Below are 11,936 nucleotides of genomic sequence, written 5' to 3'. Positions count from 1 at the left end.
TATTCTAGAATAATGAGGAATGTACTCCCGCATTAAGACCATCTAAAATTTCATTTCTCACATCTTTCATGATGTCGATGGAAGTATTGATTCCACCTGGTCCTTCACCATAAGAAGTAGTTAATTGAACATCTACATCTGATAGTCCCATTCCTAATAACACATCACGCAAGCGACCGATATTAATCAAACTACTTAAAGAGTGTATTGGAATTACTTTTTCTCCTGTTTTTTCCGCTCTAGTTTGATTCTTACTCCAATCACCAGAAGTAATTGGATTTCCCCCCTTCTTCTGCATAACCTTGATTTTTATACCATCAAGATTTGTGCTTGCGTTCCATCCAGTCCAATTTTCAGTTGGTAGATAATAAGTATTAAAATAATCTTCAATGCCTTCTTGTTTATCTACTTTAAGCCCCCAACTGTCCTGTAAAATTCCTTTTGTGTCTTCAGGAACATATCCTAGAATCTCTTGACCTTCTTTACTGCTATTCGTCTCAAAGAATCGAGGAATATATTTTTGCCCTTTTGGTGTTAAGGCTCCCATTAACGATGTGCCATCAGAGTCTTCAGTCTCACCCATGCTATAAAAAATACCTTTATATTCTTGTCGAGACTTTATAGCCAAGGGTAGGTACTTCCCTGCTTGATTAGTTTCTTTTGTAGACGAAATATCTTCTAGTCCATCGAAAAGTTCATTAATTTGTGATTTAACGGCTTCGGTGTCACCATAACCCATTTTTTTAGCCCAGGACAATGTTTTCTTCTTATCTGTTGAGTAGCCTTTTAATCCTTTGTTTTTTCGTTCTTTTCCATCTGTATCATCAAAGAACGCTTCTAAACTTGCACTTCCTTTACTTTGAACAGATTTACTATATTTATCCAAAATATCAAAATACTGATTAATTTCTCGTTCGCCTTCACGCACTTGAGGAACAAAAACATTATTTAGTCGAGAAATAATTCTTCGTGCACCCATATTTGTGATTTCCTCGCCAGTAATAACTTGATTTTGAGAAACAACCGTATTACCTTCGTATAGCTGGGGCCAAAGTCTCCAATCTGAATCGTATACTTGGTCTCTCTTATAACTTTCAATGGATGTACGTTTCTGTAAGAACATATCGGCTATTTTTCCGGTGAAAGGTATTTTAGGAAGAATATCATGCGTTACCATTTCAATATATTTCCCATCAGCTACCGAGGCGTATGTATTATTCATTCGAGCAACAAAATCTCTAGTAAAACCAATTTTATCTTTCTCACCGAATTTAAAATACTGTGCCATCCAATCAATAACACCTTGGTTATCTTCCTGAGTTAATTTAACTGAAGTGTCAAACTCTTGAACCATAAACGTATGTGTATCGATACTTTTAGGAACTGTTCCATTTTTTTCTCGAATTTCAACATTTGAGAACTTCTTATTGTTCCAATGATATGTACCTTGATTATCGTAAATCAGCCTTGTAATCTCATCAGAACCTGTTCCATCCAAATGATACTTATCAGGTGTTTCATGTGCTTTACCAAAAAGTTTTATTTCATCCTTCTGTATTTGATCATTAAGCGATGAGTCTGGTGATTCACCTATACTAGGCAAATCATCAAACATCTTATTTAGGATTCGCGAAGAATAAACTTTGTTAGGACCACGAGAAACATAACGTCGACCAATACCTGATAAGGTACTACCATGATTCCCAACTAAAAAATCTTGATGTGGCGAAGTCCTTAATATTGATGATACAAGTGTTTCCCCACGTCCGGAATCTTCGCATCCAACTCCTGTTTTCGTTAAGAAACCAAAGATATCATCTAACTTTGAAGCACTATAAAATTTCTCTTTAAAAAAATCTGATAACTCATCAATTCGACTAATATCGTCAATAACTTGAGTTGATTTTTTTCCGTTTGCTAAAGTATCTCTATTAATATGACTTCCCGCTAACCTTTCTTTCGAAACAGCTAGCCCTTGCCCAACTAGGGGTGATACCGCGTCGATAGTATTTATTTTTGTATTAAATGTTAGATCACATTCATCATCAATGGCTCCAGAACTCTTTAAGTCGTTAATATTAATCTCTGATGCAATTGCTTTTCCAACTTTACTTATGCTACTATCTGAAACTAATTTAGTACTAATAAAACTAACTTTATCTTTATCATTATTTATAACATCTTCAAGGAATACCCTTGCTTCACGAGGCCTTGCATCAATAGTATGAATATTGTCACAACCCAGAAACTCGTTTAATGTTTCTAACCCCTTTATATTCTTTATATCTAATTCAGATAAAATCCCCTTATTTTTTGCAAACTTCTTCACGACATCCGTTGTAAAAACTCCAGTTTCATTATCTAATGCTCTTAAATCGAATTGATGGAATGAACGTCTAAGTTTTTCAATTGCAGAGATACGTACTACGTCGTCATCAAATGTCGGAATCATGAATTCCATTAAGGTTGATAAACTTTTATCCACTGCTGGTTCATTTAAAGATATAAATCCCTTAGAGTGATTTATATACTTCCATGTCCCTCTTACTAATTTCCCAACAGAATTATCCTCGTAAAGTTCCGAGGCATCTCTATCTGTTACCTCTTCTTTATACCCAGAACGAGCATAAGACTTATCCATACGCGAGAACGCACCGAATTGTAATGGTGTTTCAATTAAATCTCCTACGCCAGATTCTGTATAACGAAAAACATTTCCACTAGTATAAACATGGCCATTATTATTTAATGGATTACGAATATCCTCTTCTTGATTCGTTTTAGTTACACTATCAAATCCTTTATCGCCTAAGTTGCTTGCGAATTTATGAACTTGTCCTGAATCTAATACCTGTAATTCTTCTTTAGATAGACTAGAGTAAAAAGCTTGCCAAGATGTTAGATCCGTCGAATTAGTAATAAATAATGGAGCTTCAACACGTTCCTGGAAAGAATCTATTGCACTAATAGCACCAGCTTTTAAGTACCTGTTTTCAATCATTTCACCTGTTTTAGCATGCGTGTATAAATTACTATCAAGAATTATATTTTCAAAGTCGAAAGATATTCCCTTTTTATCTAACAATATATTTAAATCGTTATTGTATTTATTGTTATTTAAGAAATTTCGTAACTTTGCAGTAACATCAATAGATTTTTCATTTCCTTTTTCATCAATGTCATTAATGATTAACCCATACCTACGCTTAGTAGCTATATCAAATTTTTCAGCATCTTTTAATGTAGTGTAATTAAAGCCTGTTTTCTTTAAATAAGTCATTAATGTGTTGGTCTGATTAATTGCATCTTTGATAAATTCGTAAGCATACGCGGTTTCAATTGCCTTAGCTTGGGGTAGTATTGTACCTTTATTTTCTTCAAATATTTTTTTAATATCCTTGTACCACCCAAGAGTTTGAAGCATTTGCTTCTGAAATACATTTCGTTGCGTATCACCTAGGAATTTAACTTTATGAGCATATTTTCCATTTTCCAGTTGCTTTATAAAATCATTAATGTAATCGCCAGGACTATTGAAAATATCTTTATTCTGATTGTAGTATTGGATAAGGGCTTTGAGGATCTTGTCCCCACCATTGTTTTTAATAGAAGATAGTTTTTGAAGTTTTTCAAGAATTTTATTTTGACGGAATAATTGAGTAGCTTCGTATTCAAATTTGTTAAAACCCCACATATTTCTTTTGTGGAATTCGTTATAATAACGAGTAGTGAATTCCATATTCTTTTGACTTAGACGCTTATTAAGTAGCTGCTTCTTTTTAATATTTCTACGGATATAATTTTCTAATTTTTTATACATCTTCTCCTGTATATAACCATCAAAACCACCGCGTAACTTTCTACTAACATAAGCAGTTTTACCAAGACCATTAGATTTCCTCTGCATAAATGCTCCTGCATCGGATACAGTACTGTGTTTATAATTATCTTTTCTTAACGCAACACTACCTGTAACTGCTACGTTACTAGATAAATGAGATACGGACTTACCTATCATTGAAAAATCGCGATATTCCATTACCCCTTCCCCTATAAAAGAACTTGTTTTGGCTATATTTCTAAGCACATGATTTTTCTCTTTCTCTTCACCCATATAACGTTTATCGACCATACGTCTTCACCACCTTACGGCTACTGTTGTTGAGTTTCTTCTTCACCCAATAATTTTAATCCTCGTATATTTTCTAATAACCATTTAGCTTTTACATAATACTCTGCTGTTTTAGCCATTGTCCATGATTCAATTTCGCTTAATGGGATATCTTGGAATGCTTCTTTTATTACTAATGGAAGTTGATTTTCTACTTCTTCCATATGTTTTTCCCATCTAGCTATCATAATTTTAACTTTTTGAGCTTTTGTGTAACCTGACTCCTCTAAGATAGAAAGACAGAGAATTTCTGGAACACCTGCAAAAATATCTAACGAGTAATCTTCAATAATTGGCTCTATAACGCAAGTTTTACATATATACTCAGTTCTTTCAAAGTCATCATTGTATACTTCCTGTGCAATTTTCAATTCTTCTTTGCTTAATGCACGGAAGAAAAATATGACATCGTTTATTTCTTGCATAAAGATATGCCCATATTTCTCATGCCAAATACGTAATTGCTCCTTGAAACCTACCTCTTCTTCATATGTTTCAAATTCAATAGGTAATTCTTTTACCTTGTCATCTAATAAATTAGGATCGATTAGCATGTTTTTTCCTCCCTACAATAAAAATAGGAGGCGATAATACGCCTCCTCCGCTCTTAGCTTAAGCGCATTGCGCCTGTTTTTGCTGCGAACCCTGACTTCTCTAGTACCAATTCGTGTAATAGTGTCGGGATACCAGCTTTACCATTTGTCATTTGCATGAAACCATAGTTAGCAGGGAAAAGAACTGCTTTTTCGCAGATACGCTCTTCTTTATAGAAATTATCTGCATTTGGAATTTTAGCAATATCTTTGTATTCTTTACGCTTAATTGGTCGCCATACAAAAATGTTTTCCTCATCAAACTCAGTTAAGTATACTTCTCCTGCATACATAGACTTCCATTTTTCAAGTTCGTTATAAGTCGGGCCACCTGGGAAGATTTCTTGTTCTGCTTTTGAAACGTCATCTTCATCGAATTTGTCTCCTACTTTAACAACCGAAGTTTCTTCTTGAGTACCCTCCATTAAAGCTTCTTCTTTTTTAATATGTTTTGTCATTATACTTCCTCCTCTTTCTCTCGTTAATATAAAAATTTAAAAGTTAAAATCATTTAGTCATATAAATCCCATAATTAAAATTAGTACGCTTTTTGTACATTCCCCGAGATATCTTTTGCTATAAAAGTATATACTTCAGAAATAGGGTTCCCAGACGGATCTATTCTTTGAGAAACACCTGTTAATTGCACTCCAACTATTGTTTGAACGGTCTTGTAGCTTCCAGTCCCTCTAACAGCACAAGGATTATTTCCATAAGTTAGTAAGATATTAAAACCATGTTCTTTCAAATTCCTATTTTTTTCATTTTTATTTGTGCTATAAAAGAATGTATCAGTTCTACGGCTATCTATTAACTTTGAAGAGTTAGAGTTTGTTCCCCATAGTGCATTTTCATAATCATCTGCTAATGCTTGAAAATTACCTATAAGGTCTTCAACCTTTGTATTTTTATGGGCACTTTGACCATTTTCACCATTAAATTCTGCTAGGCTAAACCACTCATTTTCCTCTGTCATTTCAGAACTTAAACTATTAAGTACCATTTGTAAATAACCAGCTTCTTTGAAGTTAATAGAAAAAGAACCTTGAACCAACCTGTTCCCTCTAGCTACCTTATCCCAGGTATAAGAAGCATATCCGAAGATTGGTGCTAATTGTTCCTGCACTGTCCATTCTATTTCTACAATTTCATCTATCCAGTTATCTCCAAAGTAAATTCGGATATCTGTTCCTGAGTAATAATTTGCATAACCTCTTTTAGATTTACCTGCCGGTGTATAAGCCCCATTACTCATATCTCTTACCACCCTTCATCAAAAACATCTGGTTTCATTGTTTCGATATCTAGAGCAATGAATTCCATTGTATTTTCTGTAATCATGTCTTCAACTGACATTGTTTGACCTTCTGAAATAAGGTTAACTCCATATATTACCAATTTAGAAGATTGCCCATATTCATTCATAAAGTTAATTGTTATATCAAATGGTGGTAGCTCGTCACTTTTATTGATAGGACAACTGTTCCCATTCGCATTATGATCTTTCATAATTTCGTATAATACATGGCGGTCAAACACCGTAAAGATTAAGCTTCCTGCTACTGTTCTTGCGCCACGGACAACACCTTTAGCTGCAATTTGTCCTAAAGCAAATACTGGAGCTGTCGGTCTATAAACAGAATAAGAGATTGTTTGCAATTGACCTAGCACTACAGATTTACCACCTTCAGGGGTTACAACAGCAACAATATCTGTACCAGCAAAACTCGTATAAGTCTTCTGATATCTACTACTCATGAAGACACCTGCCTTTCTATTTTTCTATAAATAGAACATAACCACTCGATAATATTTTTGCTACCAAATACAAAAAGAGATGCCGAAGCACCTCTTTAAGTTTTTATTATTCTACTTCCCAATCATCTTGTGGACGCATTTCAACAATATTACGAGCAATGAAAGTACAAGCTTTTTCTGTAGTGTTGTCATCTACACTTAAGCCCATTCCTTCGTTAAGAATCTCTACACCGTAGATTTCCATTTTACTAGCTTGTCCATATTCGTTAAGGAAGTTGATTGTGATATCAAATGGAGGGATTTCGTCGATGAAGTTGGCTTTACGTTTTGTCTGCCATCCCTGAACTAAGTCATTACGCTGAGTTAAAGCTGCAGCATTTGCATCAGCATCTAATACCTGAGTAGAGCTACTAGCAAGTGCATCCGTTTGATTTAAGCCATGACGGTGAACAGCAGCTTGTTGCTTAAGATTAAATAGTGCATCACGGTCGAAGATAGTAAATACTAAACTTCCTGCAATACCACGTTTCGTTTACACCGTCTCTTTCGAGATATTTTAACTCTGTTTTACAGACGGACTAGACTATATCTTCAAGTTGATAACACACCTCTAAATACTTTTCTTTTTCCTTTTTAAAAACATTTTTTAAAACACTAAGCCATCATGGTGTTGTAAAAATTTTAATTTTTTGCTTGGGAGTTCTGTTTCAATCGGTTATCCGGACAAAGGATGTCTCTTACATCTGAGGCTTGCATTTCTGCAATATACCAGTATTCTGGTGAATTGATGTTTTTAATAAGGTTATTTTTGTAATTATATTTTGGTGTGAATTCGCCCATTAAAGCATTGTCATCTTAAATGGACGTTCAACTTGCTCCGCACTAATAAGTCTCATTACCATTTCAGGTAGTACACTCTAGTCGTTGAACCTTCTCCATCCTTTCGGAACAGGAGCTTGGCTGCTGATTGCCCATTATTTTCTACGCCATAAATTTTTCAATTCATAACATGAATATAAATATCTTTTGTTTTTTTAACATTCACGCTTACCATTTCTAGTTACGTTGTAGTAACAAAAGCTTTAGGGGTTTCCAGCAGTTCACGGAGTTTGTCATTCTATGTCACCATAGAAAGGTGGCTACATCTCAACCACGAGAGAAAGATTTTGGGTTTGGATCACCCATTACATACACAGGTCCTTTTTCACGAGTAACTGAGTAAGTAATAGCTTGTAATTGGCCAACTACCTGTCCATTAAATGTACATACGATGTCAGAGCCACCGTAAGTAGTGAAAGTTTTACTATAGCGAGAAGCTGTTGTACTCATAGGTTAATAACCTCCTGTTATTCTTTTATATAAGAGAGGGGCATTTAATCCCCTCTTCTCATTAATAGTTCTTACTGGCTAAGTCCTTGTAGCATATACTCAGGAGGAGTTAAGTTAACTTGAACTTGTACACGACGTAATTCAAATGCCGGGATAATTTCTAAAGTTACAGTTACCTCATCTAAGTATACTCCAAGGTTTTCAATTGAGAATTTGTATCCTTGAATAGCGCCTGCTTCGCGTATTTTCTCTAATGCAGACTTGATAGCAGTGTTCATTGCATTGTATTGTGGCATTTCATTTGCTTCACCAATAAATGGTTCTACTGCTTCACGAACAACTTGGATAGCAAGCTGGGTAATACGAAGAGTAGATAAACGAGCAAAGTCACTTTCACGTACTTTTCCAGCCATTACAATAGATGGCGCAGTTGTGATTCCGTCTGTAACAACTAACTGATTTGAATCTTTTAAACGGAATGTAACGATTTTCTTACTAGTTAGTTTAGAAAGTTGGCGAAGAGAGTAATCAAAACGGATAGCTTTAACACCTTTGATAGGTTTATTTGTAGGTGCACTTTCTTTTCGAAGAGTTGAAAGTAGTGCAGCGTAGTGAGTCGCACCATTTACATAGTGGATTGAGTTTGTTGTTGGCATGATTACTCCCACTTCAGATCCCACTACTTGAAGATAAGGTGAGATTTCTGTATCAATCTTAGATAATTCTTCCACATATTTTCGGATTGTAGAAACCTTTGTATCTACTGGAGATTTAACTCCAATGTATCCAATCGCAGCTGATTTCATTAAAGTTTTCATTGAACAATAATCAGCAACTGTTTGAGCGAATGAGCCACGGTGAATTACACCAAAGCTTGTTTTCTTCCATGTTGCTACTTGCTTATCTAATTGAAGACCAGCCGCTGTTGTACCAGCTTGGATAGAAGCAGGAGCATCGAAGTAAAGGACAATTTTACCACTGTCTTCTCTCACATTAACTTTAATACCAGTTGCATCTTCATCGATAACAGCCTTCAAGTCTTTTACCAAGTCAGCTATTGTTAATGAACTACCATTGTAAGTTTTAGCAGGAAGCGTAAACGTTACATCTTTACCATCAACCTTTACTACTAGCGTATCGCTTGTACCAGTTTTGATTTCTACTGGGTAATTAATAGCGTGAGACTCCATTACATAAGAAGAAGTAACCATTCCACTAATATAAGGGAAATCTTCAGAGTTTGGAACTTCAGGGAAAAACTCACCAACTAAGTTAGTAGCTTCGTCCTCAAGTGTAACCCCTTTAAGAACTACGTGATCCACAGTGAAATCAAGTAGGTCACTCATTAGCATGTCGTAGAAATAGATGAATTTTCGGCGCATACGAACAGCTTCTGTAGAGCCAACTAAAACGTCTTTGAATTTAGCTTGGGCTTCTACTAGTTGGTTTCCTGCAGCCACATAGGCATCAATTGCATATTTCTCAAGTTCAGCAGCACGCTCTAAGCTGATTTCTTTAAGGGCTACTAAGTAAACCATTCTAGCTCCTGCATCAGTAGCAGCTTTCCATTCTGCAGCAATTGGGTTAACTTCTCCTGCAACATAGAAGTCACCGAATCCAGCTTGTACAAGTTCAGTTGAACTACGAATTAATACTGGTTCTTCAGGAGCATCTTTCGCAAGAGATGGAGCAATGATTAGGATCGATTCTGATCCGCCTCGTTCTGGGACAATTAAGCCACCATCTTTTAGTGTGACATTAATGCCAGGAAGATTTTCATAAAGCATAGGTTTGCCTCCTCTTTATTTTGTTATATTTGAAAAGCGACAAGCGCTATTCATCCAGTTGGATTTTTTTGTTTCTTAACGTTTTTGTGGTTTCCTGAAGTTTCTGTTCTACGACATCTATCACACGAAGGATTTCTACAGAAACTTCTGTTAATTCTTCAAATTTAGCAAAATAAACAAGTCTACGAACCTTACTAGCATTACTTATATTTGCTTTTGATAAGTCTGTTTCCATCTTTACGAATTGAAGTTCTTTAAGCCCCTTCTCTTTAAGGAATCCCGTGAATGTTGCAAGCGTTTGACGAAACTCCTTTGTGAGCTTGTCTACTCGCGCATTGGTTTCTTCCCAAATCTCAAAAACAACTTCTGCATCAAATACCTGACCATAAACCTTAGTTGCAGGTGGTAGAGTTCCTTTAGGATCTTCATTAAAAGCAAGGTAACGTTGACGAGGTTTAATTTCTCTGATGCTTTTACCAATTAGTCCTGGTTGCATTAACTTAAGGTAATGAATGATAACTGGATATGCTACAGGCTTGTCAACTGTCACAGTTGGTTCTTCCGGGGTAAAGCTTCCCCACTGAGTTCCCCAAGCAGCATCTAGTAAATGCTTTATTGTCTTTGTCATATCTTCATAGTCCATAGAACCATTTGCTTGGGTTGGCTTATTGATTTCTACTGCCATGAAACACTCACCTCACTTGACGAAATATAAGTAAAGGAAGTTCTAACCGTTTCAATCTCACCATATAACTCAAATGAAATAGATAGAGTAAGATTTTCTTGATCATAATGTAAGACTTCCATTTTTATATCTCTGTAGATTGGATGATCTTCTGCAAGACTATCAATGAAGGCATCAACTTGCGTAATGATAGATTGAAGTAATACGAAGCTTAATGGTTCCCCAATGTATTGATTAAAGAATCCAGCAATTCGATTAACATCGTAACCTATACTCCGGAGATAATGAGGTTTTGAATAAAATTTGTTTTGAGGGTAAAGATTTCTTGAGGAATAAGGAACAAATCCTTTTTTAATTGATGGTACTATACATATATAACCACTACTTGTTAATTTAGCAACTTCCACCTTTTTGAGTTCTCTATTTTGTAATGTATTTATGTTTAGTAGTTGTTTATTTGTAGCTGAATTATAGAAATTCGGCAGTTTATATCGCATACAAGCATAATTTGCTGCAACTGGCATAGAGGAATATTTAGGGTTCTCAGAGTTTTGTATACCAACTACAACTTCTATGTGCTCTAAATGACGATGTTCTTCTGTATTAATAGAGGCTTTTTCTACAAGTGATTGCACTTGAGTCTCGTATGTATCTTCTCCTGTTACCGTAAAACGACTTTTAGAGAATAGATCAGAGCATAAAACAACTGAGCAGAAAATAGATTGTTCATTTGTCTTAGTCTTGGCAAATTCCCCGAATATAGAGGATAGCTGCCCAGGTGCTTTCTCGTAAGGTATATCTGTAAATAGGAGTGTATCTACTTGAAAACTACTTAATTCTCCTGTAAAGAAAACCTCACTTCCATCTTCAGCAATAAAACTATCTTTTAATAGCTGTAATTGCATTTGAATCTTATCTTCTGAGTCTGGATTGCTATGATTACTTACATAATGGAAGCCATCATCCGCTCCAGTAAATCTAACGTATTTCTCAGAAGCACATAATCCTTTTATTGGAATTTGATTAATAACTTCTACATCAACTTCTCCCGACCCAAAATAAAGATCTTGTTTGATAGCAAAAGCTAAGTCATCTACTCCTTTATAATCAGCAAACAGGTATGAATAACTAGTGTTTATGCCTTTAATAATCATATACGTTGGAAATAGGTGAATAGCTATGTTATTTGACTCATCTGTTGCTTCAAATGTTTTAAATCGGAAAACTGGAGTATTAAGTTCATCATGATTAACAACGCATTCTCCATGAGACCCATTTAACCGAAGGATTAGTGGGGTGATTCCGTATTTTTTTGCCATTCTTACGTTCTCCGTCAGGCGACAATCACCAAGAATATAAGATGGCTCTATGTTATCTCGAATAATAAAAGGTGTCCCTACTGGCCCATTTAAAGAAAAGCCCGCTAATACTAGAAAACGAGTATTCTTTTCCATATGAGAAGGGAAAATAAGTTGATTGTACGTATACATTCTTACCCCTCCATTAAAATATTGTATTGTTTAAAATCTTGTATTTCTGAAATGCAGATAGCACGCATCTTACTTCTTACAGATTCTACCTTAGTATAGTAGATTTTGTAGATAGTTTATTAC

Annotated in this window: 10 protein-coding genes; all 10 read right to left on the bottom strand. The window is 35.2% G+C overall.

From position 1 onward, the window contains the following. Positions 1–4: 4 nt before the first annotated feature. On the bottom strand, positions 5–4,132 hold the full coding sequence (locus HMPREF1014_RS07085) for a hypothetical protein (RefSeq protein WP_000227948.1): 4,128 nt from the start codon (positions 4,130–4,132) through the stop codon (positions 5–7). Positions 4,133–4,152: 20 nt separating this feature from the next. Next, a complete protein-coding gene (locus tag HMPREF1014_RS07080; protein WP_000904181.1) occupies positions 4,153–4,725 on the bottom strand; it encodes a hypothetical protein in 573 nt (190 codons plus the stop codon). A 53-nt stretch (positions 4,726–4,778) separates the two neighbouring features. Further along, positions 4,779–5,222: a hypothetical protein gene (locus HMPREF1014_RS07075; protein ID WP_000160472.1), complete on the bottom strand. Its 444-nt coding sequence runs from the start codon at positions 5,220–5,222 to the stop codon at positions 4,779–4,781. A gap of 80 nt (positions 5,223–5,302) precedes the next feature. Then, positions 5,303–6,019: a hypothetical protein gene (locus HMPREF1014_RS07070; RefSeq protein ID WP_000064653.1), complete on the bottom strand. Its 717-nt coding sequence runs from the start codon at positions 6,017–6,019 to the stop codon at positions 5,303–5,305. A 5-nt stretch (positions 6,020–6,024) separates the two neighbouring features. After that, complete coding sequence (locus HMPREF1014_RS07065; protein WP_000098835.1) at positions 6,025–6,522, bottom strand: hypothetical protein; 498 nt, start codon at positions 6,520–6,522, stop codon at positions 6,025–6,027. A gap of 106 nt (positions 6,523–6,628) precedes the next feature. Then, entirely contained in the window at positions 6,629–6,766 is a 138-nt protein-coding gene (locus HMPREF1014_RS31495; protein ID WP_000409223.1) for a hypothetical protein, read from the bottom strand. Positions 6,767–7,668: 902 nt separating this feature from the next. Next, positions 7,669–7,851 carry a hypothetical protein gene (locus HMPREF1014_RS07060; RefSeq protein WP_000108095.1) on the bottom strand — a complete coding sequence of 61 codons (183 nt, stop codon included), beginning with the start codon at positions 7,849–7,851 and terminating at the stop codon, positions 7,669–7,671. Positions 7,852–7,922: 71 nt separating this feature from the next. Next, the gene (locus tag HMPREF1014_RS07055) at positions 7,923–9,638 is read right to left on the bottom strand and encodes a hypothetical protein (RefSeq protein WP_000965155.1); all 1,716 of its coding nucleotides are present in this window, start codon (positions 9,636–9,638) and stop codon (positions 7,923–7,925) included. Positions 9,639–9,684: 46 nt separating this feature from the next. Beyond that, the gene (locus HMPREF1014_RS07050) at positions 9,685–10,323 is read right to left on the bottom strand and encodes a hypothetical protein (protein WP_000257578.1); all 639 of its coding nucleotides are present in this window, start codon (positions 10,321–10,323) and stop codon (positions 9,685–9,687) included. Then, the gene (locus HMPREF1014_RS07045) at positions 10,314–11,813 is read right to left on the bottom strand and encodes a hypothetical protein (RefSeq protein ID WP_000288990.1); all 1,500 of its coding nucleotides are present in this window, start codon (positions 11,811–11,813) and stop codon (positions 10,314–10,316) included. Before HMPREF1014_RS07045 ends, HMPREF1014_RS07050 begins: the two co-directional genes overlap by 10 nt. Positions 11,814–11,936 lie beyond the last annotated feature (123 nt).

The organism is Bacillus sp. 7_6_55CFAA_CT2 (assembly GCF_000238655.1).
GTDB classification, from domain to species: domain Bacteria; phylum Bacillota; class Bacilli; order Bacillales; family Bacillaceae_G; genus Bacillus_A; species Bacillus_A cereus.
The sequence above is the reverse complement of the archived record's forward strand: the minus strand, read 5'-3'. Positions and strand labels throughout refer to the sequence as shown.

Coding starts and splice junctions, on each gene's coding strand:
- HMPREF1014_RS07085 (WP_000227948.1), bottom strand. CDS start 4,132: ATGGTCGATAAACGTTATATGGGTGAAGAGAAAGAGAAAAATCATGTG.
- HMPREF1014_RS07080 (WP_000904181.1), bottom strand. CDS start 4,725: ATGCTAATCGATCCTAATTTATTAGATGACAAGGTAAAAGAATTACCT.
- HMPREF1014_RS07075 (WP_000160472.1), bottom strand. CDS start 5,222: ATGACAAAACATATTAAAAAAGAAGAAGCTTTAATGGAGGGTACTCAA.
- HMPREF1014_RS07070 (WP_000064653.1), bottom strand. CDS start 6,019: ATGAGTAATGGGGCTTATACACCGGCAGGTAAATCTAAAAGAGGTTAT.
- HMPREF1014_RS07065 (WP_000098835.1), bottom strand. CDS start 6,522: ATGAGTAGTAGATATCAGAAGACTTATACGAGTTTTGCTGGTACAGAT.
- HMPREF1014_RS31495 (WP_000409223.1), bottom strand. CDS start 6,766: ATGGAAATCTACGGTGTAGAGATTCTTAACGAAGGAATGGGCTTAAGT.
- HMPREF1014_RS07060 (WP_000108095.1), bottom strand. CDS start 7,851: ATGAGTACAACAGCTTCTCGCTATAGTAAAACTTTCACTACTTACGGT.
- HMPREF1014_RS07055 (WP_000965155.1), bottom strand. CDS start 9,638: ATGCTTTATGAAAATCTTCCTGGCATTAATGTCACACTAAAAGATGGT.
- HMPREF1014_RS07050 (WP_000257578.1), bottom strand. CDS start 10,323: ATGGCAGTAGAAATCAATAAGCCAACCCAAGCAAATGGTTCTATGGAC.
- HMPREF1014_RS07045 (WP_000288990.1), bottom strand. CDS start 11,813: ATGTATACGTACAATCAACTTATTTTCCCTTCTCATATGGAAAAGAAT.